Annotated in this window: 23 protein-coding genes; 12 read left to right on the plus strand and 11 right to left on the minus strand. The window is 66.0% G+C overall.

The window, feature by feature from the left end; all coding sequences use genetic code 11:
• Positions 1-324: 324 nt before the first annotated feature.
• Complete coding sequence (locus AC3FNH_RS13445; protein WP_488720372.1) at positions 325-1,122, minus strand: fused MFS/spermidine synthase; 798 nt, start codon at positions 1,120-1,122, stop codon at positions 325-327.
• A gap of 437 nt (positions 1,123-1,559) precedes the next feature.
• On the opposite strand from AC3FNH_RS13445, the gene AC3FNH_RS13450 reads away from it, so the two are divergent.
• Positions 1,560-1,844, plus strand: coding sequence for a DUF3303 domain-containing protein (locus AC3FNH_RS13450; protein ID WP_488720373.1), 285 nt, complete (start codon positions 1,560-1,562; stop codon positions 1,842-1,844).
• A gap of 135 nt (positions 1,845-1,979) precedes the next feature.
• Here the strand turns inward: AC3FNH_RS13450 and AC3FNH_RS13455 are convergent, their stop codons facing one another.
• The 4 genes from AC3FNH_RS13455 to AC3FNH_RS13470 form a co-directional block, all read right to left on the minus strand.
• The gene (locus AC3FNH_RS13455) at positions 1,980-3,422 is read right to left on the minus strand and encodes an aldehyde dehydrogenase family protein (RefSeq protein WP_488720374.1); all 1,443 of its coding nucleotides are present in this window, start codon (positions 3,420-3,422) and stop codon (positions 1,980-1,982) included.
• A gap of 22 nt (positions 3,423-3,444) precedes the next feature.
• Positions 3,445-4,626 carry a fumarylacetoacetate hydrolase family protein gene (locus tag AC3FNH_RS13460; protein WP_488720375.1) on the minus strand — a complete coding sequence of 394 codons (1,182 nt, stop codon included), beginning with the start codon at positions 4,624-4,626 and terminating at the stop codon, positions 3,445-3,447.
• A gap of 32 nt (positions 4,627-4,658) precedes the next feature.
• Complete coding sequence (locus AC3FNH_RS13465; protein WP_488720376.1) at positions 4,659-6,440, minus strand: IlvD/Edd family dehydratase; 1,782 nt, start codon at positions 6,438-6,440, stop codon at positions 4,659-4,661.
• Positions 6,441-6,643: 203 nt separating this feature from the next.
• On the minus strand, positions 6,644-7,681 hold the full coding sequence (locus AC3FNH_RS13470) for a LacI family DNA-binding transcriptional regulator (RefSeq protein WP_488720377.1): 1,038 nt from the start codon (positions 7,679-7,681) through the stop codon (positions 6,644-6,646).
• Between the two features lie 297 nt (positions 7,682-7,978).
• Between AC3FNH_RS13470 and AC3FNH_RS13475 the strand changes: the two genes are divergently transcribed.
• Both AC3FNH_RS13475 and AC3FNH_RS13480 read left to right on the plus strand, forming a co-directional pair.
• Positions 7,979-9,325, plus strand: a complete 1,347-nt coding sequence (locus tag AC3FNH_RS13475) for an MFS transporter (protein WP_488720378.1) — start codon at positions 7,979-7,981, stop codon at positions 9,323-9,325.
• A gap of 199 nt (positions 9,326-9,524) precedes the next feature.
• The gene (locus AC3FNH_RS13480; protein WP_488720379.1) at positions 9,525-9,728 is read left to right on the plus strand and encodes a YciI family protein; all 204 of its coding nucleotides are present in this window, start codon (positions 9,525-9,527) and stop codon (positions 9,726-9,728) included.
• A 645-nt stretch (positions 9,729-10,373) separates the two neighbouring features.
• Here the strand turns inward: AC3FNH_RS13480 and AC3FNH_RS13485 are convergent.
• Positions 10,374-10,730 carry a hypothetical protein gene (locus tag AC3FNH_RS13485; protein WP_488720380.1) on the minus strand — a complete coding sequence of 119 codons (357 nt, stop codon included), beginning with the start codon at positions 10,728-10,730 and terminating at the stop codon, positions 10,374-10,376.
• Between the two features lie 119 nt (positions 10,731-10,849).
• On the opposite strand from AC3FNH_RS13485, the gene AC3FNH_RS13490 reads away from it, so the two are divergent.
• The 4 genes from AC3FNH_RS13490 to AC3FNH_RS13505 all read left to right on the plus strand — a co-directional run bounded on the left by AC3FNH_RS13490 (position 10,850) and on the right by AC3FNH_RS13505 (position 13,279).
• Positions 10,850-11,242 carry a hypothetical protein gene (locus AC3FNH_RS13490; RefSeq protein WP_276100035.1) on the plus strand — a complete coding sequence of 131 codons (393 nt, stop codon included), beginning with the start codon at positions 10,850-10,852 and terminating at the stop codon, positions 11,240-11,242.
• 96 nt (positions 11,243-11,338) lie between these two features.
• On the plus strand, positions 11,339-11,593 hold the full coding sequence (locus AC3FNH_RS13495; RefSeq protein ID WP_276100036.1) for an RNA-binding protein: 255 nt from the start codon (positions 11,339-11,341) through the stop codon (positions 11,591-11,593).
• A gap of 28 nt (positions 11,594-11,621) precedes the next feature.
• Positions 11,622-12,638, plus strand: coding sequence for a hypothetical protein (locus AC3FNH_RS13500; RefSeq protein ID WP_488720381.1), 1,017 nt, complete (start codon positions 11,622-11,624; stop codon positions 12,636-12,638).
• Positions 12,639-12,691: 53 nt separating this feature from the next.
• Positions 12,692-13,279, plus strand: coding sequence for a hypothetical protein (locus AC3FNH_RS13505; RefSeq protein ID WP_276100038.1), 588 nt, complete (start codon positions 12,692-12,694; stop codon positions 13,277-13,279).
• 154 nt (positions 13,280-13,433) lie between these two features.
• Here the strand turns inward: AC3FNH_RS13505 and AC3FNH_RS13510 are convergent, their stop codons facing one another.
• Positions 13,434-14,459, minus strand: coding sequence for an AraC family transcriptional regulator (locus AC3FNH_RS13510; protein ID WP_276100039.1), 1,026 nt, complete (start codon positions 14,457-14,459; stop codon positions 13,434-13,436).
• A gap of 213 nt (positions 14,460-14,672) precedes the next feature.
• Here AC3FNH_RS13510 and AC3FNH_RS13515 point away from each other — a divergent pair, with 213 nt between their 5' ends.
• The 3 genes from AC3FNH_RS13515 to AC3FNH_RS13525 are packed head-to-tail and all read left to right on the plus strand — an operon-like array spanning position 14,673 to position 18,184.
• Entirely contained in the window at positions 14,673-15,653 is a 981-nt protein-coding gene (locus AC3FNH_RS13515) for a quinone oxidoreductase family protein (protein WP_276100040.1), read from the plus strand.
• A gap of 12 nt (positions 15,654-15,665) precedes the next feature.
• A complete protein-coding gene (locus AC3FNH_RS13520; protein WP_488720382.1) occupies positions 15,666-16,514 on the plus strand; it encodes a TauD/TfdA dioxygenase family protein in 849 nt (282 codons plus the stop codon).
• Between the two features lie 23 nt (positions 16,515-16,537).
• A complete protein-coding gene (locus AC3FNH_RS13525) occupies positions 16,538-18,184 on the plus strand; it encodes a fatty acid--CoA ligase (RefSeq protein ID WP_488720383.1) in 1,647 nt (548 codons plus the stop codon).
• A gap of 954 nt (positions 18,185-19,138) precedes the next feature.
• Here the strand turns inward: AC3FNH_RS13525 and AC3FNH_RS13530 are convergent.
• The 4 genes from AC3FNH_RS13530 to AC3FNH_RS13545 all read right to left on the minus strand — a co-directional run bounded on the left by AC3FNH_RS13530 (position 19,139) and on the right by AC3FNH_RS13545 (position 22,346).
• Positions 19,139-20,116 carry a tripartite tricarboxylate transporter substrate binding protein gene (locus tag AC3FNH_RS13530; RefSeq protein ID WP_276100044.1) on the minus strand — a complete coding sequence of 326 codons (978 nt, stop codon included), beginning with the start codon at positions 20,114-20,116 and terminating at the stop codon, positions 19,139-19,141.
• Between the two features lie 130 nt (positions 20,117-20,246).
• A complete protein-coding gene (locus AC3FNH_RS13535; protein WP_276100045.1) occupies positions 20,247-20,945 on the minus strand; it encodes a DsbA family oxidoreductase in 699 nt (232 codons plus the stop codon).
• Between the two features lie 50 nt (positions 20,946-20,995).
• Positions 20,996-21,196: a DUF1289 domain-containing protein gene (locus AC3FNH_RS13540; protein ID WP_276100046.1), complete on the minus strand. Its 201-nt coding sequence runs from the start codon at positions 21,194-21,196 to the stop codon at positions 20,996-20,998.
• A gap of 91 nt (positions 21,197-21,287) precedes the next feature.
• A complete protein-coding gene (locus AC3FNH_RS13545; protein ID WP_276100047.1) occupies positions 21,288-22,346 on the minus strand; it encodes a beta-keto acid cleavage family enzyme in 1,059 nt (352 codons plus the stop codon).
• Positions 22,347-22,508: 162 nt separating this feature from the next.
• Between AC3FNH_RS13545 and AC3FNH_RS13550 the strand changes: the two genes are divergently transcribed.
• Together AC3FNH_RS13550 and AC3FNH_RS13555 are read left to right on the plus strand one after the other, a co-directional pair.
• Positions 22,509-23,525 carry an AraC family transcriptional regulator gene (locus AC3FNH_RS13550; RefSeq protein WP_276100048.1) on the plus strand — a complete coding sequence of 339 codons (1,017 nt, stop codon included), beginning with the start codon at positions 22,509-22,511 and terminating at the stop codon, positions 23,523-23,525.
• A gap of 101 nt (positions 23,526-23,626) precedes the next feature.
• Entirely contained in the window at positions 23,627-24,625 is a 999-nt protein-coding gene (locus AC3FNH_RS13555; protein WP_488720384.1) for an AraC family transcriptional regulator, read from the plus strand.
• Positions 24,626-24,855: the final 230 nt, after the last annotated feature.

Consider the following 24,855-nt stretch of genomic DNA (forward strand, 5'->3'; position numbering starts at 1 on the left):
CATAGCCGGTCGGTCTGGCGGCTCTGGAGTTTCACTGGCATCTCTGCCGAGATTGCGGCCCCCTCACGCAGTCCCATCCTGGCCTCAGGAAAGCACACCAAGCCACCGGATGAGGCGGCACCCGTCCCATGCGGCAGCATCGTCACAAAATCGAGCGTCCGTAGATGGTCGAACTTTGCCGTCGGACCATCGACCATTCCCGCAAATCAACGTGATGCAGAAAGAGAACACGGCTCCCCGCCAGAGCCGGTTTGCCGGTCTCACTGCGCCGGAACTGCACTTCGCCCAGCATTCGTCCGCACGCAGTCAGCTCGCCGGCTTTGGTCAGAATTTGAGACGCGATGCGAGCCGCTTGCCCTGATTCAGGCGACCGGCCGCCAAGCGCAATTTGAGAGGATGGGTGGTTTCCAGAATGCGCGCACGCGCGAGCAGCGTGTCCAGCGAAGGGAGATCCCATGCGCCCTTCCAGGCGAACAGTATGAAATTGCAGCTGTCCTCCGCCAGCGAAATGGAGAACGACTCACCGAACACCGAGCGAACTTCCTCCAGATATATGGGGACGTCCTCGTCATTCCCCACGAAGTTGGCGACTAGTACGCCATCGTCGGCGAGCCGCGCGTGGCAGGCGGCATAGAATGCCGCCCTCCCAAATGTCGCGGGCATGCCGTGCGCCAGAAAGGCATCCACCAGAATCACCTCCGGCCGCGCATCGTGGCCTTTGACGTATTCGGCGCCATCTGCGCAGAGCACTTCCAGGCGGTCGTCATCGGGTGGGATCCGAAACATATCGCGCAAGGCGATCACTGCCGGATCAATTTCAATGGCGACAACCTTGGTATTCGGAAGATGATGGTAACAGTACTTGGCGAGGGAGCCCCCACCCAGGCCAATCATGGAGACCCGGGCAGGCGTCGGGTGCAGCAGCAGAAAGCTCATCATCGACCGGGTATAGCCGAGCATCAGCTTATCGGGGTCGCGCCGAGACATGAGGCTCTGGGTCGCAAGCCCTTTGAAACGGAGCGAAAGCGTGCGCTCTGTCTCCAGCACCACCGGACTCCCGTCGGAGGTAGCCTTGGCAATCATGTTTAAGTACGCGTCGAAGGAAACACGGAAGGAATCCATTGCCCAGCTCATTCAATCGGTCCCACTGGATGACCCAGGTCGTCAGCAGCGCTGCTAGCGCCTTCAAGGCTGGACCTTCATCTGGGCCTGAAGCCTGAGTTTGCACCCTGGCGGGTCAGCAGATCTTGGTTCCACTATCGCCAAAGGATAGTGCTGTCGTGCGTGGAATCAAGCCCTAAACGCGCATGGGCACGCAGTCGACCCTGCGGCCCAGCTTCGGCAAGCAACAGCGCACGGTAACCCATGGGAACCAGCACCGGCGCGGCAAGCGCTGCACATGTCAGATCTGCAGCTTGAAACGTCAACATCAGCATCGACGGCGTCACATGCGACACACACGCGCGGCGACGCGCGCGCTCGATCGCATCCGCATGGCGCGCCGGAACGTATATAGAAGTAGGAGGAGGTGAGACACACCACTATCAGGAGATGCCGCCATGAAATTCGTGATGACCTTCCATTGGGCTCCGGATACGGAGCAGCGCGCCGAAGCGATCGAGCGCTTTCTGCGAACCGGTGGGGTACCCCCGGAGGGCGTCCAGTTGCTTGGCAGATGGACCCGCGCCGATCTCGGGTCGGGCTTCGATCTGCTCGAAACCGATGACGCGGCCAAGCTCACCGAGTTCGCCTATCAGTGGAGCGATCTGATGGAGCTGGAGATCATGCCGGTGCTGGAGGATGCCGAGCTGGCCGCCGTCTTCGGGCGCGTAGCCAAGAAATAGGCCACGCGCTAGTTGAGAAGCAACACGACTCGAGCGACCGGCACGCTGGAAACCAGGATGTGGCGCTCGTACTCCGGGCATAGCTCGTGCGGGTCGTTGTCCACTGGGCCAGCCAAGTGGACACGGAGGCCTAGCTTACACCTGCCCGGCGTGGATGTAGGCGGTCTTCACCGTGGTGTAGAACTCGCGCGCGTAGCTGCCCTGTTCGCGCGGCCCATAGCTGGAACCCTTGCGGCCGCCGAACGGCACATGGTAATCGACGCCCGCGGTGGCAGTGTTGACCATCACCATCCCCGCCTGCACGTGGCGGCGGAAGTGCGTGGCGTACTTCAGCGATGTCGTGCAGATGCCCGCTGACAGCCCGAACGGCGTGTCATTGGCCACGGCCAGCGCTTCGTCGTAGTCCTTCACGCGGATCACGGAGGCCACGGGACCGAACACTTCCTCGCGGTTGATGCGCATGCCCGCCGTCGTGCCCGTCACCAGTGCCGGCGCCAGGAAGAAGCCCGGCGTGGTGCGTTCCAGGCGTTCGCCACCGATGACGGTACCGCCTTCTTCGCGCGCGACGGCGATGTAGCGCTCATCCTGTTCGAGCTGGCGCGCATCGACCACGGGACCGATCTGCGTATCCGCCGACAGCGCGTCGCCGATGCGCAGCGCGGCCAGCCGGTTGCCCATGGCCTCGACAAAGCGGTCATGGATGCCGTCGGTGACGATCAGGCGGCTCGATGCCGTGCAGCGCTGGCCGGTCGAATAGAACGCGCCGTTGATGCAGGCTTCGACGGCTACGTCGAGGTCGGCATCGTCGAGCACGACCATCGGGTTCTTGCCGCCCATCTCAAGCTGGAATTTCTTGCCCGACGCCACACAGCGCGCGGCGATCGCGCTGCCGGTGGCGACGGAGCCCGTGAAGCTGATGGCATCCACGTCGGGCGACGCGACCATGGCTTCGCCGACCACCGCGCCGCGTCCCATCACCAGGTTGAGCACGCCCTGAGGGAGGCCGGATTCGACCAGGATATTGACAAGTTCCCACGCGCTGCCAGGGACCAGTTCGGCGGGCTTGAACACCACGCAGTTGCCGTACGCCAGCGCGGGCGCGATCTTCCACGCGGGAATCGCGATCGGAAAATTCCATGGTGTGATGAGGCCGATCACGCCGAGCGGCTCGCGCGTGACCTCGACGGTCAGCCCGGGGCGCACGGACGGCAGGATCTCGCCGCCCAGGCGCAGGGCCTCGCCGGCAAAGAACTTGAAGATCTGGCCGGCGCGCGCGACTTCGCCGATGGCCTCGGGCAACGTCTTGCCCTCTTCACGTGCGAGCAGGCGGCCCAGTTCGGCCTTGCGCGCCAGGATGGTCGTGCCGGCCTGGTCGAGCACATCGAAGCGTTGCTGCGGGGTCGACACCGACCACGGTCCGAACGCCTTGCGTGCGGCGGCGATCGCGCGATGGGCGTCATTGGCGTCGGCCTGCGCGAACTGGCCGATCACGTCGTCCAGGTTGGACGGGTTGACGTTGGGCGCAGTGGTCTTGCCTTCGATCCACTGTCCGTCGATGTAGTTGGCGAGTGTCTTCATGTTCTTGCTGGGTTTCGGGGCATCAGGCATTGAGCAGGCCACGCGCGGCCAGGTTGGCGTAGAGGGCACGTACGCCGAAGGTCCACGGCGTGATCTCGGTGCAAAGCCGCACGGTGTTGACGAGCGCGCCGAGCGTCGGCGTGGAGATGGTGACGCGGTCGCCCAGGTGGTGGGTGAAGCCGGCGCCGGGTGCGTCGCGGTCCTGGATCGGGGAGAACATCGTGCCCAGGAACAGCATGAAGCCGTCCGGGTACTGGTGATGCCGGCCGCAGGTCTGCGCGACGAGGTCGACCGGGTCGCGGCTGATCTCGCGCATGTGGCTGATGCCGTCGAGGACGAAGTCGTCATCCGCGCCTTCCACGCGCAGCGACACGCTGGCCTGCCGCACGCTATCCAGCGTGAAGCCGTCGTCGAAGAGCCGCACGAACGGGCCGATCGCGCACGAACCGTTGTTGTCCTTGCACTTGCCGAGCAGCAGTGCCGAGCGGCCTTCGATATCGCGCAGGTTCACGTCGTTGCCGAGCGTGGCGCCTGCGGGCCTGCCATCGCAGCTGACCGCCAGCACGATCTCCGGTTCCGGGTTGTTCCACACCGACACTGGGAGCAGGCCCACATCTGCACCAAAGCCCACGGCGGACATCGGCTGCGACTTGGAGAACACCTCGGCATCGGGGCCGATGCCGACTTCCATGTACTGCGACCACGCGCCGCGGCGCTCCAGTTCCGCCTTCAGGCGCATGGCGGCGTCCGAACCGGGAATGATCTTCGACAGGTCGGTGCCGATGGTCGCGGCAATGGTTTCGCGCACGTCCCGCGCTTTGGCGGGATCGCCGCCGGCCTGTTCTTCGATGACGCGTTCGATCAGGCTCACCGCGAAGGTGACGCCACAGGCCTTGATGGCCTGTACGTCGCACGGGGCGAGCAGGTGCGTCGAAGCGGGCTTGCCGTCCAGCGCCGCCTGCAGCAGCAGCTCGACGCGGCCCAGCGATTCGCCGGGGGCGGTGCGGGCGATCTCGGCGGCGTCGGGGCGGTCAAACAGGTCGGCGGTGGTCGGCACGGTGCGCGTGATGTCGAACACCTCGCCGCCGCGGACCGCGACGACGCTCGGGCCCGCGTGGGCGCCATCGTGCCGCCAGACGCGGCCGATCAGCAGGGCCCGCGCAAGGTCGTGCGGCAGGCAGTCGGAAACGGAAAGAGTACGCATGGTCAGCTCGGCAAATGTCGTGTGCGGTGGGGTCAGTGCGAATGGCGCGGGTTGCCGCGCTGCTCGATCACCTTCAGGTACAGCGTGGCCGGTTCCAGGCAGCCGCCGGTGGACAACTGGCCAACGAGCTGCCTGTAGAGTTCCTGCCAGGGTGTCTGCGCCTGAGGTACGGTAAAGCTTGCGGTCTCGCGGCGGCGCACGAGTTCGTCTTCATCTACGAGCACGTTCACGCTGCGGCGGTTCAGGTCCACGCGGATGCGGTCGTTCGTGCGCAGGAGCGCCAGGCCGCCGCCGACGGCGGCTTCCGGCGACATGTTCAGGATCGAGGGGCTGGCCGACGTGCCGCTCTGGCGTCCGTCGCCCATGCATGGCAGCGACGTCACGCCACGCTTCACCAATTCGGCGGGCGGCGCCATGTTGACGACCTCCGAACTGCCCGGGTAGCCCACCGTGCCGCAGCCGCGGATCACCAGGATGCAGCGTTCGTCGATCTCCAGGCGGGGGTCGTTGATGCGGGCGTGGTAGTCCTCCGGGCCGTCGAAGACGATGGCGCGTGCCTCGAAGGTATTCTCCGCGCCGGGCTCGGCAAGGTAGGTCTGGCGGAACGCCTCGCCTACCACCGACATCTTCATGATGGCGCTGTCGAAGAAGTTGCCCGACAGCACGATGAAGCCGGCGCCGTGCTTGAGCGGCGCCTCGGGCGTGCGGATCACGTCGCGGTCGGCGTCCTGCGCGGTGTCGGCGATCTCGCCGATCGCACGGCCCGACACCGTCAGGCAGTCGCGCCGCAGCAGGCCGGCCGCATCGAGTTGGCGCAGCACCGCCGGCACGCCGCCGGCACGGTGGAAGCTCTCGCCGAGGTATTCGCCGGCGGGCATGCAGTTGACGAGCAGCGGCACGGATTCACCAAAGCGCTGCCAGTCGTCCAGGCTCAGTTCCACGCCCATGTGGCGCGCAATGGCGATCAGGTGCGGCGGGCAGTTGCTCGACGCGCCGAGTGCGGACGCAACCACGATGGCATTCTCGAACGCCGCGCGCGTCATGATCTTCGACGGCCGCAGGTCCTCTCGCACGAGTTCGACGGCGCGCTTGCCCGTGGCGTAAGCCATCTGGCCGCGCTCGCGGTAAGCGGCCGGAATGCTCGCGCACCCCGGCAGCGACATGCCCAGTGCCTCGGCCAGGCTGTTCATCGACAGCGCAGTGCCCATGGTGTTGCAGTGACCGATCGACGGCGACGATGCCGTAGTCAGCTTCATGAAGCCTTCGTAGTCGATATCGCCGGCAGCCAGCAGGTTGCGGGCGTGCCAGATCACCGTGCCGGAACCGACGCGCTTGCCCTCGTGCCAGCCGTCGAGCATCGGGCCGCCCGACAGCACGATGGCGGGCATATCCACGGTGGCGGCTGCCATCAGGCAGGCGGGGGTGGTCTTGTCGCAGCCGGTGGTCAGGATCACGCCATCCAGCGGAAAACCATGCAGCACTTCCACCAGCCCCAGATAGGCCAGGTTGCGGTCGAGCGCAGCCGTGGGCCGGCGGCTCTGTTCTGCCAGCGGATGCACGGGGAATTCCATCGGAATGCCGCCCGCGTCGCGGATGCCCGCCTTGGTGCGCTCGGCCAGTTCGATGTGGTGGCGGTTGCACGGTGCCAGGTCGCTGCCGGTCTGCGCGATGCCGATGACGGGCCGGCCCGACTGCAGCTCTTCACGCGTCAGCCCGTAGTTCATGAAGCGCTCGACATAGAGCGCGGTCATGTCCGCATGCGCGGGGTCGTCGAACCATTCCTGGCTGCGCAGGCGGCGAGGGGTTTGTGACATGTGGGGCTATCTCCGGGTGGATGTCTTGCTTGGTTTGTCTGCCGGATAGTTACCGGTAACATTTGCGGATGTTAGCACGGCCGTTTTACGTTGCGAAAGGAGATTTTGCGTGTGAGCGGCGGGAAGCTTCTGCCAAGTCGCGCGCGTCGCACATCGAGACGCGCCCCGTTCCCGCACGGGTCCACCGGCCCGTCTTCAGCCCATCAAGCGCTTTCCCGTGCGACGATCGTGTAGTCGATGCGGATGCTTTGCGACTCGATCTGTTCGCCGTTGTCACGCGCTTGCAGCGCCGCCAGCAAGGCTTCGCCTGTGCGCAGGCCGATGCCATAGGCGTCGACCGATACGGTGGTGATGGCGGGGTAGCACCATGCCGCAACTTCGAAGTTCCCGAAGCCGGCTACCGCCATGTCGCCCGGCACGGAGAGGCCGCGCCGGTGGCATTCCATGATCGCGCCGAATGCCGACATGTCGCTCACGCACATCACCGCGTCGGTGTCCGGCCACTTCTCCAGCAGCGCCGCCATGGCGGGGCCGCCGTGGCTCATGGTGATGGGGGATTCGCCGAGCCGCACGACGCGGGGCTCACCGAGCCCGAGTGCCTTGATCTCCGCCTGATACCCCTTGAGGCGGTCCAGGCCGCGCCGGTCCAGTGCGCTGGCGCCGCCGAGAAAGCCGATGCGCTGGTAGCCGCGCCCGGCAAGATGCCGCACCATCGCCCGCGCGGCGCGCACGTTGGAGAAGCCCACAGCCGTGTCGATGGGACGCGTGGGCAGGTCCCACATCTCGACCACGGGAATCGCGGAGCGCTCCAGCACCTTGCGCGTCGCATCGGTGTGCTGCGCACCCGTCAGCGCGATGCAGCGCGGCTGGTGGCGCAGCATGGAGCGCACCAGGCGTTCTTCGCGCTCCAGGTCGTAGTCGGTGTCGCCGAGCAGCAGTTGCAGGCCATGTGGTTCGAGCGCATCGGTCAGGCCGCGCACAGTGTCCGAGAAGTTGGAACTCGACAGCGATGGCACCAGTACCGCGACGAACTCGGAGCGGCCCGACGACAGCGCGCCCGCGGCGGCGTCGGCCACATAGCCGAGCTGGTCGATGGCCTTGCAGACCCGTTCGCGCGTCTCGGCGGCCACGCTGTGGCCGGCAAGCACGCGCGACACCGTCATCTTCGATACGCCGGCCAGGCGCGCTACATCGGACATGCGGGGCGGTCCGGCAGGCCGGACGGCGGTGGGGCTGGGCATCGGAATCGCGATCGGGAGAAGCCTGTAAAGGCGACATGATACCGGTGCGGCGCATCGTGCAGACCGGCCGCCGCGCGCCCATTGCATCATCGCCTGCATTAGGGAAATCCCTTGTTCGCCGAGACTTGAACCCGCATGGCGCGGCATGCTACCTTCGGGTCCGTTACCGGTATCAGAACGCCGGTTGCCCCGTCGCCCGCCGGCGGATTTTTTTGGCCGCGATATGTTATCGGTAACATCTGAGCATCCGCGAGCCTGCCGGTACGAAGAAGACCTACACAATCAGGAGACAATCCGATGTCATCCCTCACGCAGACCGCTGCCGTGCCGGCCGCGGCCGACTCGTCCGAAGACGCCCTCTACCGCAAGGTCATGCGGCGCATCCTGCCATTGCTGCTGCTGTGCTACGTGGTGGCTTACCTGGACCGCGTCAACGTGGGATTCGCCAAGCTGCAAATGCTCGATGACCTAAGCCTCAGCGACAGCGTCTATGCCCTCGGCGCCAGCATCTTCTTCTGGGGCTATTTCCTGTTCGAGATGCCCAGCAACCTGCTGCTGCACCGCTACGGCGCACGCTTCTGGATCGCTCGGATCATGATCACGTGGGGCATCGTGTCGTCGTCGATGGCTTTCATCGTGCCGCTCGCGCAGTTTTTCCACATGCAGACGTCGACCATGTTCTACACGCTGCGCTTCCTGCTTGGGCTGTGCGAAGCCGGCTTCTTCCCGGGCGTCATCCTGTACATGAATTACTGGTTCCCGGCGCGCCGCCAGAGCGTGGCCATGTCGGGCTTCCTGGTGGCGATCCCGCTGAGCCTGACGCTGGGCAGCGTGGTTTCCGGCTGGCTGATGGAGCAGACGCACGGCCTGTCCGGCATGAGCGGCTGGCAATGGATGCTGCTGCTCGAAGGCCTGCCGTCGATCGTGGTGGCGTTCATCGTGCTGGCCTTCCTCGGCGATGGCCCGCAGTCGGCGAAGTGGCTGTCTGCGCAGGAAAAGGCGGTGCTGTCGCGCAACCTCGAACGCGAGGCCGCGCACAAGTCGCACAGTGTCGGCGCCGCGCTGCGCAGCCCGCGCGTCTGGCTGCTGACCTTCATCCTGCTCACGTTCAACACCGGCTTCTACGGCCTGGCCTTCTGGCTGCCGTCGATCATCCGCGCGTCGGGCGTGCAGAGCCCGCTGCATATCGGCCTGCTCACCGCCATTCCGTACCTGACAGCGATCTTCGCGATGGTGTGGAACGCATCGCACTCGCGCAAGACCGGCGAGCGCCGCCTGCACGCGGCCATTCCCGCGCTGATCGGCGGCGTCGGCCTGATCCTGAGCGCGGCGTGCGCGCAGAACGTGGCGCTGTCGATCCTGTTCCTGACCATCGCCACCTGCGGCATCCTGGCGCTGATGCCGATCTACTGGACCTTCCCGGGGCAGATCCTGTCCGGCACGGCCGCGGCCGCGGGCATTGCACTGATCAACTCGGTGGGTAACCTGTCCGGCTTCACGGGCTCGATGATTACCGGCATCGCCAAGGAAATGACCGGCAACATCAACAACGGCACCTATGCGCTGGGTGCCTGCCTGCTGGTGAGCTGCGTGCTGATCGCGCTGATCCCGCGCGGTATTCTCAACCCTGCGGCCGAGCAGTAGGGCCTTTGCGGCGCCGCCACATGGTGGTGCCGTTCATGTCTTCCGGCGGTGGGGTACGAGGCTCGCGTTTCGCGAACTCGCCAGCGGTCGAACCTCGTCGTCGGCGGCCAGCCGGGCAGGGCGGGCCACTGGGCAGCCGCTTCGGGATCGAGGGGCCGTTCCACGAGGGCAGGTACGACTTCGTGCTGGCGGAGGGCGCATGACGGGCCGCTATTTTGCCGTGTTCGCCACCGACAAGCCGGACATGGCCACTACACGGGAGCGCGTGCGGCCGGCGCACCGCGCCTACCTGCGCGCGCCGGGCGAACATGCGGTGGTGGTGCGCCTGGGCGGCCCCACGCTATCGCCGGACGGCACGCGGATGACCGGCACGCTGCTGGTGGTGCACAGCGTATTGGCGTAGTTGCGCGATCGAATAGACTCGGCGGTCCGTGCAGACGGGGGAGTCAATGGGAGACAGAGCGCGCACGCCTCGCTGTCAGCAAAGCGGATCGAAATCAGGGGGATTTCGGGTGCGCTTGTCGCCGGCGCGCCCAGGCAAATCTCCGAAGCGCCGGCAGTCGCAGACCGCGGCAAGACGCCGTCAGGCGCCATCGGTGAATGCGTCGACCGGCTTGGCGGCGCTGTCCGCGTATGGGTCGAAGCTACGCAGGGCGCCATCCGTGTACGGATCGGTCTTGCGCGCGGCAAGCGTGCGGAACTGTTCGTCGGCCAGGGCAGGCGGTGGGCTGCGTATGGCCAGTTGCGTTGCGGACCTGTTCGACGAGCATGCGGCGTTCTACTTTCCGAAATGGGAATCGCGCGCGGACGCGCGCCGGGATTTCCGTATCCAGCGCTGCTATGTGTACCTGGATCCGGACATGGCGACAGCGACACCGAGCGCTATCCGTGGCTGCAGCGCGGGGCAGCAGGCGCGCGCAGCCAATGCACAGCGGCACGGCCGCCAGGGCCATGCCGCCAGTCTTGCCATTTGCACATCGACCGTCCGAGGCCCTTCCCGCCGGGCGCAACGCTCAGGCTCCTGCTCCCTCCTGCACGCCCGGTCTGGTCACGTGCAGTTGGCGCGGTACGTCTCCTGCAATGCCTTGTGGCTCTTGTCCCGTTCGATCTTGGGGATCGGGCGGCCCTGTGCGTTGTGCGTGGCGGTACCCGATGACTGGTAGGTCCGCTGTTTCGAGGTCGCGTTGAACTCGTCCTTGAGCGCTTCGCACCTGGCGCGCCTGGCTTCCTCGGGATCGGTGCTGCCGCCCGAAGGCGGGCGATACGGGTTGCCGCCTTCCTGGACGGCCTCGGAGATGGCGTTCGCCGCGCCCTGGCCCGGGCCTGGCGCGGTCTGCGCCAGGGTCATGGAGGCGAGGCCCGTCAGCATCAGGCCGGTCAGCAACAACGGAAGGGGTTTGCGCATAGACTCTCCGGAGGACGGGAATGCCGCCGGCCTGCCCGGCGGACTAGACTAAGGGTAGCGATGCCGGGCTCGGTATGTCAAAGCGGTACGCCCGGACCGGATTCGAGAGGGGGGCCTCCATGCGTCTGATCCGTTCCCGCCATGCGCGGGCTGCTGCCGTGCTGGCGCTCGCTGCGGCGACATTGCCGGTTCACGCGTATTTCGACTACTTCCTGAGCGGCACCATCGTCGGGACCCTCCGTAAGGATGAGGTCCCGCAGTATGTCCGCCTCTACAAGGACGCCCTCGCCAATACGCCCGACGGTGGCACCGTGCCCGTCCGGTTCCCCGCCCTCGACCGGCGTCCGGCCATTGACGGCACCCTGACGCTGGAGCGCAGCCGGAACGACCCGGGCGGAAAGTGCCGCCGCGTGCGCTCGGACCTGACGCAGGCTGGCCGCAAGGAACGCTGGGCAGGATGGTTCTGCGAGACCCCCGATGGTGACTGGAAGCGGCAGAATTCAAAGAACTGAGCCGGCTTGTGCACATCAACCGCCTTGTACTTCACCAAAGATGATCTAGAACATACAAGGATGGCCGCGCACGCGGCCAGGAACGGGGGACTGACCATGGCAGTGTTGTTTCTGGGGAACATCGACGCCGCGACTACCGACGAGGAAGTTCGGGATTTCCTGATCAAGTATGGCTTGCCGGCCTATGACGAGATCGAGCATGTGCAAGGCGACGGCACCCATCCGGGCGTGACGCTGGTCTTCAACGAGCTGGATCCGGAGGCGTTGCGCAAGCTGCAGCCGCGCATCCACGGCATGTTCTGGAAGGGACACAAGATCAGCGCGATGGTGATGGCCGAGCGTTACAGGTAAGGCCGGGCACTCACCGGCAGGCGCCGCCATGGGCTTTCTGCGGTGGATCCAGCGGCAGGGCAGCCAGCCGCGGCAGCGCGACGACAAGGAACTCGTCGCGCTGACCGCGCGCGTCACGGCCCTGAACCCGCGCCTGCGGCTCGTCCCGCACTACGAGAAGCGGCTGGCGCCCCGGCTCGCCACGGCGCTGGCGGCGATCCGCGCCACCGTGGCAGGCCTGCCCGCGCCGCGCGAGGCAAGCGAGGCGGCCTGGGACAGCGATCCGCATATCCACGCGTACTTCGGTACGGGGGCCGACGTCGTCCACGCCTTCAGTCGTTCGCCCGACCTGCGCGAGTTCTTCGAGCGTACGCCGTCTGCCGAACACGCCTATGCCGTGCTCGGCATGGCCATGAACGAACGCCGCACGCTTGGTGTGGCGCTGGAAGGCGATGTCATGCGCACGGACGTGCCGCAGACGCTGGTGTCCTTCAGCGACCACCAGGTGAGGATCTGCGCCGAATCCGACGCAGCGTTGCGTGCGGAAATCCTGCTGCGCATGCTGGACCAGCTCGCGATCGAGGCGATGGCGCAGTATGCGGCGGGCAAGGGCCGGCGCGACGTGCTGGAGCGCGAGCAGGCCCTGCTCAAGGCGCAGCTCAAGCTCTATGAGCGGCAGGGCATGGGCCTGCGCTCGATGGTCGGCGGGGAGACGGCCGATGCAACATCGGTCCAGGCCGTCAGGGACGAGATCGCGCAGAACGACAGCGCGCTGGCCGCGCTGGGCCATGGCGGCGACGTCCTCGCGCGTCAGCTCGAGTGCCTGGGCGAAATCCTGGGCGATGCCGCCAGCCGCATGCATGTCGAAAGGCGCCAGATCCGCCTGAGCCAGGTGAACGTGATGTTGTCCCCGGGCAGCACCGTGCCCGGTGTCGACCTGGAACTGCTTTGCGCCCACGTGCCCGGCGATCCGCCGCTCGTGCGGTGGTTTTCGATCGTGCGGTATGCGCGGGCCGACATGCTGTCGCAGGCCACGCTGCTGGACGAGGCAGCACGCATGTTGTAGCCCGCGGGCGGAATTCGCCGTCCGACTTTCAACACTGGCGCAAGGAGCCAAGCATGAACCCCAGCAAGGTACTGGTAGCAGCCGCCCTGGCCGCGGCATCCCACCTGGCCATGGCCCAGCCGGAGACCCGCGTGGAAGCAGCCTCCGGCGTGGGAGCTGCCATGGTGACCGGCACGGTCAAGTCCACGGCGACGATCACGGCGATCGATGCCGCCACGCGGACCGTCTCGCTGAAGAACAAGCAGGGCAAGGTCACCGACATCCATGTCGGCGACGAGGTGCGCAATTTCGACCAGCTCCGGGTCGGTGACGTGGTCACGGCGGAATACAAGGAAGCGCTGTCGGTCGCCCTGACGAAGCAGTCCGGCATGCGTTCCAGTACCGAGCGCGCGATCGAAGACCGCGCCGCGCCCGGCGCCAAGCCCGGCGGCGTGGTCGGGCGCGAAGTGACCGTGACCGCCGATGTGGTTGCCGTGAACGCCAAGACCGGCAAGGTGACACTGAAGGGCCCGAAGGGCCGGACGGTGGACCTCCATGTCGATGATCCGGAGCAACTGAAGGGCATTCGCAAGGGGGACCAGGTTCAGGCGGTATATACGGAGGCATTGGCGGTCTCTGTGACGCCCAAGGGCGCTCACTGAGCGCGCTCGACGGGAGCGCGCCAGGCGCGACGTGGGATCCGCGCCTCGGCGCGCGCTGGTAGTGCTCGCGGCGCACTAAAGATTGAGGAAGAGTTGGGGTTTGTCGAACAAAACGCCAATCCGGACCAGAGAACCCCCGCCGCCGGAGCGAGTCTTAAAGATTGCCCTCCGCAGCCTGCGGCGCGCGCGCCTCGCGCCTGCGCCGCCACACCACCGGCGCCTCGCCGAACTGCGACGAGAACCACCGCGTGAAGGAACTCGCCGAGCCATACCCAAGCAGTTCGGCCACGCGCAGCAGCGAGTACTGCGGATTCTCCACATAGCGCTGCGCGAGTTCGCGGCGCACCTCGTTCAGGATGTCCGTGAAGGTTTCGCCGGCCTCGTCGAGCTGGCGCTGCATGGTGCGCAGGCTCATGCCAAGCCCCTGCGCCACACCTTCGCATGTCGCGCGGCCCATCGGCAGCATCAGGTACACGGCACTGCGCACGTCGCGCCCGATCGACGGCGCGTTCACGCGCGGCAGCGTGTCGACGAAGCGCTGCGCATAGCGCGCCATGCCCGGGTCGGCGGTCGGGATGGGCGCATCGAGGTCGGCCGCCAGGCAGGTGATCCCGTTGAACTCGCAGTCGAACTCCAGCGGGCAGCCGAACAGGCGCCGGTGGACCTGCAGGTCGGCCGGGGCGGCATGCGTGAAACTGACATTGAGCGGATGCCAGTGCGGCCCGAGCAGCGCCCGGCACAGGCGGAAGGTTACGCCGACCGCCAGCTCGCTGGCCTGCCGCGACGGTGTATCGAGAACCACCTCCTGACGGATGATGACCACCTTTCCCGCTTCCTCGAGCAGGATTGCAAGCGACTCGTTGACCAGGTGCCGGTAGCGGATGATCGTGGCCAGCGCATCGCGCAGCGTGGGCTGCTGGCTGATCAGCAGGCTCATCACGCCGAAGTCGGACAGCTGGCGCGATTCGGCCATGCGCAGGCCGAAGGTCTCGCAGTGCGCCGCCTGCGCCGCCTGTTCCAGTAGCCTGGCGCAGGCATTGACCGAGACCCGCTGGTCCGGGTCGCCCAGCAGGGCGCGGCTCAGCCGGGCTTCGCGCAGCAGCGGTTGCGGGTTGAGGCCGAGTCCCTGGGCAACCTCAAAGAAATTGGTCACTGCGCCCGCGCGTACCAGCGTGTCCAAGGCTGTCTCCCAATCTTGTTCTGTGTGCGGCACGCGCCGATGCCGCGGCGCGCACTGTCTTGTGTTTTGTCTTCGCAGCAGGATGATAGGCGTGCGTGGCATGAAATGCAAAGTCGGTGGAGACCAATGCAAAGCGGTGCGCGCCGGCACATCCTACATTTCAGGGCATGAGCGGCGCCCCCTTGCGCCGACGCAGATCCAGGAGACGAGCAAATGGCAAAAGTCGTGCGCATGTACGAGACCGGTGGACCGGAAGTGCTTCGCGTTGAAGAGATGGACGTGGGCGAGCCCGGTCCGGGGCAGGTACGCATCCGCCACGTGGCGGTGGGCCTGAACTACGCCGACACGTACTTCCGCAATGGCACCTACCCGGTGCCGCTGCCGGCCGGCATGGGCGTGGAAGCCGCCGGTGTGGTGCTGGCGGTCGGTCCCGGCGTCGCCAACGTTGCCGTGGGCGACCGCGTGACCTATACCGGCTTCATCAACACGCTGGGCGCCTACAGCACCGAGCGCCTCGTGCCGGCCGCGCCGCTGATCAAGCTGCCCGAGACCATCGGCTTCGAGACCGCTGCGGCCATGACCATGCGCGGGCTGACCTCGGCGTACCTGATGCGCCGCATCTATAACTTCAAGGAAGGCGACACCATCCTGCTGCACGCGGCGGCGGGTGGCGTCGGCCTGATCGTGTCGCAATGGGCGAAGCTGCTGGGCCTGACGGTGATCGGCACGGTATCGAGCGAGGCCAAGGCCGAAGTGGCGCGCGCGCACGGCTGCGACCACATCGTCAACTACAGCCACGAAGACGTGGCCAAGCGCGTGCGCGAACTGACTGACGGCGTCGGCGTGTCGGTGGTCTTCGACAGCGTCGGCAAGAACACTTTCATGGCTTCGCTGGATTCGCTCAAGCGCCGCGGCCTGATGGTGTGCGTCGGCACCGCGTCGGGCCCGATCCCGCCGTTCGATCCGGTGCTGCTGGCGATGAAGGGTTCGTTGTTCGTGACGCGTCCGGCCCTGGCCGACTACATCGCCGATCCTGCCGAGAAGGCGGAACTGGCCGGCGAAATCTTCGGCCATGTCGGCGCGGGCCGGATCAAGATCGAGATCAACCAGCGCTATGCACTGGAAGACGCGGTGCAGGCCCATCGGGACCTGGAGTCGCGCAAGACCACCGGTTCGTCGATTTTCGTCATCTGAGGGAGTTGAGCCATGCAAGTCAAGCAACTCACCTGCTCGCTGGGCGCGGAACTGGTTGGCGTGAACCTCGGCGATGCCGTCCGCGATGATGGCCTGTTTGCGGAGATCCGGGCATTGCTGCTGAAGCACCGCGTGCTGTTCCTGCGTGACCAGAACATCAGCCGCGCCGAGCACGTCGCGTTCGCGCGCCGCTTCGGCGAACTGGAAGACCATCCGGTTGCCGGCAGCGATCCGGAGCATCCGGGCCTGGTCCGCATCTACAAGACGCCGGACCAGCCCAACGACCGCTACGAAAACGCGTGGCATTCGGACACCACGTGGCGCGAGGCGCCGCAGTTCGGTGCGGTGCTGCGCTGCGTGGAGTGCCCGCCGGTCGGCGGCGACACCATGTGGGCGAACATGGCGCTGGCTTATGAACGCCTGCCGGAACACATCAAGACGCAGATCGCCGACCTGCGCGCGCGCCACAGCATCGAGGCAAGTTTCGGTGCGGCCATGCCGATCGAAAAGCGCCTGGCGCTCAAGGCCCAGTATCCCGATGCCGAGCACCCGGTGGTGCGCACGCACCCGGAGACCGGTGAGAAGATCCTGTACGTGAACGCGTTCACGACCCATTTCACCAATTTCCATACGCCGGACCGCGTGCGTTTCGGCCAGGATGCGAATCCGGGCGCGCCCGACCTGCTGCGCTACCTGATCAGCCAGGCCTATATCCCCGAATACCAGGTGCGCTGGCGCTGGGAACCCAACAGCGTCGCGATCTGGGACAACACCGCCACGCAGCATTACGCCGTGATGGATTACCCGCCTTGCCACCGCAAGATGGAACGCGCCGGCATCATCGGCACCAAGCCGTACTGAAGCTCCGGCCGGAGGAAGACTACATGCAGAACAATTTGATCGTATCCACGCCGTCGGCGTACTCCTATCCGCTGCTGGTCAAGCAACTGCTGACTCACTCGCTCAGCCTCTACGGCGACCAGGAGATCAGCTACCGCGGCGAGATGCGCTACACCTACCGCGACTTCCGCCGCCGCGTGGGCCAGCTCGCTTCGACGCTGGCTGCGCTTGGCGCCAGGCATGGCTCCACCGTGGCCGTGATGGACTGGGACAGCCATCGCTACCTGGAGTGCTATTTCGGCGTGCCGATGATGGGCGCGACGCTGTTCACGGTGAACGTGCGCCTGTCGCCGCAGCAGATCCTGTACACGCTCAACGATGCCGCCGCGGACATCGTACTGGTCCATCCCGACTTCGTGCCGGTGCTGGACCAGATTCGCGGCGAGCTCACGTGCAATCCGCGCTTCGTGCTGCTGGCCGATGGCCAGGCCGCGCCGCAGACCGCGCTGCCGCTGTCGGGCGAATACGAGGCATTGCTGGCCGATGCATCGCCGGACTTCGAATTCCCCGAGTTCGACGAGAACACCAAGGCTGCCACGTTCTACACCACCGGCACCACCGGCGACCCTAAGGGCGTGTGCTACAGCCATCGCGACATCGTGCTGCATACGCTGACGACGTCCGCCAGCCTGTGCTCGCCGCGCGAAGGGCAGCGCATGCACCGCGAAGACGTGTACATGCCGATCACGCCGATGTTCCACGTACTGGCGTGGGGCATTCCGTACGTGGCGGTCATGCTCGGCCTGCGCACCGTGCTGCCTGGCCGCTACGCGCCAGACATGCTGCTCAAGCTGCGCGAGCAGGAGCAGGTCACGTTCTCGCACTGCGTGCCGACCATCCTGCAGATGCTGCTGCAGTCCTCGCAGGGCAGCGGGCAGGACCTGTCGGGCTGGAAGATCATCATCGGTGGCTCGGCGCTGCCGCCCGCGCTGTGCGAAGCGGCGCTGGCACGCGGCATCGACATCTTTGCAGGATATGGCATGTCGGAAACCGGGCCGATCGTCTCGCTGGCGCAGTTGCCGCCGCGCGTAACGCCCAAGGACCGCGCCGACGAAGTGCGCATGCGCTGCTCCACGGGGCGCCCGGTGGTGATGGTCGACTTCCGCGTCGTCAGCGAAGACATGCAGGACTTGCCGCGCGACGGTGCGAGCCGCGGCGAGATCGTGCTGCGCGCGCCTTACCTGACGCAGTCGTACTTCAAGAAGCCGGCGGCTTCCGAGGATCTGTGGGCGGGCGGCTACCTGCATACGCAGGACGTCGCGGTCATGGGCCAGGACGGCTTCGTGCAGATCGTCGACCGCATCAAGGACGTCATCAAGACCGGTGGCGAATGGGTGTCGTCGATCGAGGTCGAGAACCTCATCAGCGAAGTGCCCGGCGTGCAGGAATGCGCGGTGATCGGCGTGCCCGATGCCAAGTGGGGCGAGCGGCCGATGGCGTTTGTAGTGCGCAAGGCCGGCGCGGAGGTTGGAGCGGAATCCATTCGCGAGAAATTGCTTGGACACGTGGATACGCAACGCATCAGCAAGTACGCGGTGCCTGAGGCGGAACGGATCGCGTTCGTGGCGGAGATTCCGAAGACTAGTGTAGGGAAGATTAATAAGAAGCAGCTGCGGGAACAGGCAGTCTGAAGGTAGGGAAGGGAGAGTTTGGGCGCTGGTTCTTGAAGGGGGACCAGCGTCTTTTTTTTATCGGATTGCGGGGAATGGGTGATGGTGGGGGTGTCGTTCTTGGCATGCGCCGCTGTTTCGCCGGCGTAGCCGGCGAGTCACTTTTTGTCCGAGCGACAAAAAGTAACCAAAAAGCGCGTTGAGTTGCCCTAGCGGGCGAATATTGATCGTAGTGTGCTGCGGGTGTTGTACGGGGATGGGCTTCAGAGAGTGCCTGGCTGCCTGCCGCGTGGTGCGCGTCCGCGGCAGGATTAGAGCGCTGATTGAACGAGCCCCGAAACTGTCCGTGGTCCCTGCTGCAACCGACATCGTGTAATCGCCTTCGGCTGCGCTACGCGCAGAGCCCTGGTCTGAGCACCCAGGCCGCAGGCAAACCGCGCCACAGCGAACCAGAGAAACCGAACCGTCGGCACTGGCGATGATGATGCCCGTCGCAGACCGACTAGGGCGTGCGCGCAGCGCAGCCGTAGGCGTCCCACCACTGACGCTTTTGGAACGCTGTACCCGAGCCCTACATGGGGATCGTACAAGAGCCGGTTATCGGAGGCACTGGTTCTGAATCACTATGCGTAGCAGGCCCGAACGGGCAACCACGCATCGCGAGACCAAAGCCGCTTGAACACAAGGAGCGTATCGTTGATGGCCAGCCGCCAGGCGACGCGCTTCTTGCCTACTTCTTGTCGCTCGGACAAGAAGTAGGTCGCCGGCTACGCCGGCGAAACAGCGGCGCCTGCCAAGCACGATCATCCGATCCTTCATTGAAGGGCCCCGCCGGCCACGCCGGCGAAACAGCAGCGTGCTCAGCCCGCGAGTTCAGCGCTGCCGGCGAGCCCTGGCGATCAGGATAGATAAAAAAAAGCGCCCTCCACAGCGGAGAGCGCCTCCCAACCACCAGATACCAGTCAACCCATCCCATCAAGGCTTGATATCGAACGCCTTGACTATCTGCCCATTCCTCTCATACTCCGCCCGCAGCGACTGACTAAGCTGAGGCAGTGTCTGTGCCGCCATCGGCTCATAGCCGAGCGCTTCCATCCGGTCGTGCACCTTGGGGGTCGCAGCCGCCTTATAGGCCGCCGACTGGATCTTCTGCGCCAGTTCAACCGGAACCTGCGCGGACGTGATGACCCCGATCCAGTTGCTGAAGTCCATATCCGCATACCCAAGTTCGGCAAAGGTCGGCACCTGCGGCAGCAGCGGCGAGCGATTCCTGGAAGCCACCGCATAAGCCTGCACCTTGCCCGCCTTGATCATCGGCAACGACGTCACCATGCCGTCGTACATGACCGCGATCTGGCCGCCCATGACCTGGGCCAAGGCCGGCCCCGAGCCGGCGAACGGCACGTGCTGCAGGTCCATCCCGGCCTTCTGGTTCATGATCATGCCGGCATAGTGCGACGCCGTGCCCGCGCTGTAGGACGCGAAACTCAGCTTGCCAGGATTGGCTTTGACATAGCTGACGAGGGAGGGCAGGTCCTTGGCAGGCAGCGTCGGCGCACCGACCAGTACCATGCGCGAGCGCGCCACGGCGGCTACGGGACGAATGTCCTTCATGGTGTCGTATGACGCCTTCATTACGTGCGGGACTTCCGTCAGCACGTTGGTGGCGGTCACCATGATGGTCTGGCCGTCCGCCGGCGCGGCCAGCAGCGTGTTGATGGCGATGCCGCCGCCCGCGCCCGGCTTGTTGTCGACGATGACCGGCTGCCCGAGGTCCGCGGATAGCTGGTCGGCCAGCAGCCGGGCCATGACGTCCATGGTGCCGCCGGCAGGGGCCGGCACCAGCATGCGCACCGGCTTGTTGGTCCAGGCCATGGCCGCGGGCATGGCCAGGGCCATGACGGTGGCGAGCGTGGCACGGCGCATGCGAAGCAGGGCTGGGCGTTTCTTCATGTTGTGTTGTCTCCGTTATTGGTATGCGACATGTGAAGGCGCCCGCGTCCCGCAACTGCGGGCGCGGGCGCGGGGTGCTGCGGATGATGTCGATGCGGGACTGACTTCGTCCCGTTCAGCAAGCGGCAATTCAGGCGGCGGCGCGTGTGGCGATCTGCTTTGCGCGCGCCAGCGCGCGCAGCATGGCTTCCAGCAGCGCGGCCGGCGGACGCGATCCCGACACGCTGTGCGTGCCGTTGAAGACAAAGTGCGGCACGCCAAGTCCGTTGCGCGGCGGCGCATCCTCGGGGCCGTGCAGCGCAGGCAGCCAGTCCAGGTCGTGCCGCACCGGCGTGCCGGCGTTGCCGGGCGTGTTGATGCCGCACTCGATCAGCGCGTCGCTCAGCACTTGCCCGTCGCCAATGTTCTGGGCACGGATGAAGTAGCGCGTGAACAGGTTGTCGACCAGAGCCGTGGCCGCGTCCGCACCGTCTTGCTGGCGGACGAAACGCACCAGCCGATGTGCCAGCAGCGTATTGGGAAAGGTCTCGATGCGGTCCAGTGCCAGCGTCAGGCCGGCTTCGCGTGCCGCATGGCAGACCTGCGCCTGGCGCACGGCGACCGCCTGCGGGCTGCCCAGCCGCGCCACGTAGAAGTCGCGATAGGGAATGCCATCGGGCGGCGTGGCGGGAATGAGCGGATAAGAGCGCCATTCCACCTGCACGGTAACGTCAGGGCGCTCGCGCGCGAGCAGGTCGATGGCGGATTCAAGATGCCGTTTGCCGATCAGGCACCACGGGCAGATCAGGTCGAAGTAGGCTTCGACCGACAGGATGTTGGTTGGAGTCATGGCGACAGCGGGAATCCGCCGGAGAAAGGGGCGCGAGGGGCGCGGCGCGGTCAGGCGCGCGGCGCCGGCGCGCTGCGGTTCGGGCGGCGCGCGGGCAGCGACGCCATCACCTCGGCGCGCTGGCCATCGGTCATCTGTTCCCAGCGGCCGATCTCTACGAGGGTCCTGCCGCAGCCCTGGCAATACTTGCCCGCCTGGTCCATGCGGCAGATGTTGATGCAGGGGTTCGCGACGGAAATGGACGGGTTCATGGCTTGGGTCACTGGCGATGGCGAGCGCGAGGTGCGATGGCGAGGGATGCCGGCCGGCACAGGGCACGCGCCCTGGCCGGCCGGCAGTCCATCAGGCGGCCTTGCGCAGCGGCAGGTTCTTCTGGCCGGCCTTGCGGTTGGGCGCCATGCCGTTGGCTTCGAGCGTCTCGTCGGCGCTGTCGTACCAGGTGCCGATGCGGTAGATCTCGCGCGCCTCCTTGCCCGAGGCGATCTCGCGGCCCAGTTCCTTGGCCACGCGCACGCACTGCTCGATCTGCTGCACCGAGGTCATGCGGTTGCCGTGCTGGTCGATGATGGTGTCCTCGATGCCGCAGCGCGGGTGCAGGCCCATGGACATCGCCATCATGTTGAACGGCAGCACGTTCTTCAGCAGCGACTCGGCGGTCAGCGTGCAGCCGTCTGGCGCGCGATGCACGAAGTTGAAGAAGTTGAACGGGTTGGGGCCGTCGAAGCCGCCGCCGATGCCGATCCACGTCAGGTTCAGCGGACCCTTGTACAGGCCGGCGCGCACCATGCGCTCCAGCGTTTCCAGCGCGTGGATGCCGGTCAGCTGGAAGTGCGGCTGGATGCCGGCGTTGCTCAGGCGGCGCAGATGCTCTTCGACCCAGCCCGGGCCGGCCGGCACCGTCATTTCGCGGTAGGCCTCGACGTAGGCGGGGTGCGACAGCGATGTACCCGCGAGGTATTCGGGGTACAGCAGCTCCATGATGTTCATCTGCGTGGTGTTGATCGCCACGGTGACCTGGTCCGGCTTCGGGTCAAGATCGGCCAGCATGTGGCGCGTATCGTCCGACAGCCACTTGGCTGCCTGGCCGTCGTCTTCCGGCGCGAACGAGATCGAGCCGCCGACCTGGATGATCATGTCCGGCACCGCGGCGCGCACGCCGGCGATCAGCTCGTTGAACTTGGACAGTCGCTTGGAGCCCTTGCCGTCGAGTTCGCGTACGTGCAGGTGCAGCACGGTGGCGCCGGCGTTGTAGCAATCCACGGCCTTCTGCACCTGCTCTTCCATGGTCACCGGAATGTCTTCCGGGAAGTCGGCGGGCATCCACTCGGGGCCGTACGGGGCCACGGTGATGACCACTTTGTCCTGGTTCTCGGGGTGCAGGGAATCGTCGAGGAATTGCATTGCGTTGCTCCTGAATGTGCGTGGCTGCGGACGCTCTGTGCTGCCGTCTTGCCTTGTCCTGGGAACTGTCGTTCCGGTGACCGAAGTATCGGCGAATGGTGTGGAGGAATTTGACGATTCGGGACGCACGATTTACATTTCGGGACAGTCAGGGAAAACGCGATGTCCTACTACCTTCGCAGTGCCAGCCTTACCAACTATGTGGAAGTGGCCCGCGCCGTGGGCCTCGATCCGCATCAGCAGATGCGCGCGGCCAAGATCAGCCGCGACGTGCTGCTGGATCCTGATATTCGCATTCCGGCGAAGAAGGTGGGCCGCCTGCTGGACGACTCGGCGCGCGCGGCGCAGGTCGACGATTTCGGACTGCGCATGGCGGAGTTGCGCCAGTTCTCCAACCTCGGCCCGCTGGCTTTCGTCGTCCGTGAACAGCCGACGCTGCGGCGGGCGCTGGAGTCGATGGTGCGCTACATGGGCTTGCAGAACGAGGCGCTTGCGATGCGCATCGAAGAGTCCGAGGGCCTGCTGATGATCCGCCTGCATATCCTCAACGACGAGCCGGGGACGCTGCGCCAGGCCACCGATCTTGCGGTCGGCGTGATTTACCGCATGCTGAGCGTGTTCCTCGGCGCATCGTGGCGGCCGCGCAGCATCTGCTTCACGCATGCGGCGCCAGCGAGCCAGGCCACCTTCCTGCGGGTTTTCGGCATGCCGAGCCTGTTCAACCAGGACTTCGACGGCATCGTCTGCGTTGCTGCCGATCTTGAAGGGCCACTGCCTTCGTATGACCCGGTCATGGCGCATCAGGTAAAGCGCTACCTCGGCACGCTGCTGGCCCAGGCAAACACCACCTTGCCTGACAAGGTGCGTGAGCTGGTCCATGTGCTGCTGCCGTCCGGCATGTGCTCGGTCGACCGCGTGGCGCAGCACATTGGCGTGGACCGCCGCACGGTGCACCGGCGGCTGATGCAGGAAAACACCAGCTATTCGGATATCGTCAATGGTGTCCGTGCGACCCTGGTGGTGCGCTATATCGACAACCGCGAGCGTCCGCTGTCCGAAGTCGCCACCTTGCTGGGCTTCTCGTCGCTGAGCGCGTTCTCGCGCTGGTTTGGCAGCCAGTTCGGCTGCAGCGTGTCGAAATGGCGCGCGCGGCAGGAGGAAGCGCGGAACAACATGTAGCAGACCGGTTCTCACCACGTGGCGGCTGTGACAGAATGCACCAGCCGCCACCTTTTCATCGCACGCATTGCCAGCGCCCCCGCGTGAATGACGTGAACGACGTGAACGACTTCTCCGCCACCGTCCCCATTTCCGTCGTTAACGGATTCCTGTCCGGCGCCGATCCCGCGGCGATGGCGCGGCTGGCCGAGTGCTCGGGCATTGCCTCCGAGTTGCTGGCCGAGCCGGCCGCACGGGTCACGCAGGAGCAGTTCTCGACGCTGTACCGCCTGCTTGCCAAGGAACTGGACGACGAAATGCCCGGCATCTTCAGCCGGCCATTGCGCAACGGCACGCTCAAGTACCTTTGCCTGAGCCTGCTCGATGCGCCAAGGCTGGAAGTCGCGCTGCGCCGCTTCGGGCAGTTCTTCCACCTGATCCTGGACGACTTCCGCATGGCCTCCCGGCGCGAGGATGCGAGCGGCATCGTCGAGCTGGTGGACAACCCGGCCGGCCCGGCCGCGAGCATGCTGGGGCGCGAACTGATGCTCAAGCTCGTGCATGGCGTGGCGTCGTGGCTGATCCGCCAGCGCATACCGTTGCAGGCGGTCGAGTTGCCGGACACGCGGCCGGCGCTCGCCAGTGACCATCTCTACCTGTTCCCGGGACCCGTGCACTTCGACCGCCAGCACACGCGGCTGGTCTTCGATGCCGCCTATCTCGACCTGCCCATCCGGCAACGCAAGCCCGATCTGGAGAAATTCCTCGCGCGCGCGCCGGAGGACTGGATCTTCGTCTCGTTCGCGGAGGAAATGACCTGCCACCGCGTGCGCCAGCACGTGGCCGACTGCCTGCCGGCGTCGCCAACCATCGATGCGGTGGCGCAGGCGCTGCACCAGTCGGTGCGCACGCTGTGCCGGCGGCTGTCGGCCGAAGGCACCACCTTCCAGGCCATCAAGGACGAGGTGAGGCGCGACATCGCGATCCGGCGCCTCACGCGCTCCGAAGACCCGATCGCGGCCATTGCCTTCGACGTTGGCTTCGACAATCCCACCGCCTTTCATCGCGCCTTTCGCCACTGGACAGGCAGCACGCCAAACGCCTACCGGCGCGCCTTGTGAGCGCGCGCGGCGGCTGGCAAGGCTGGCCGCCGACTGACAAATCCTGCCACCTCGGGCGCTTCTGACGCCGCACTCACTGTGCGCCGGCCGCGGCATTGTGCAATGCGGCAGGATTTGTCATTCAAAGGGCGGGTTTGGGTAATCGCTTTCGCTTGGATGCCCCTTACGATCAGGGTCATCAATGATGTCGCAGCGCCGCGGGCATGGAGCCGGAGCCGACGCTGCATCGC

The organism is Cupriavidus sp. 22TCCZM01-5 (assembly GCF_057798915.1).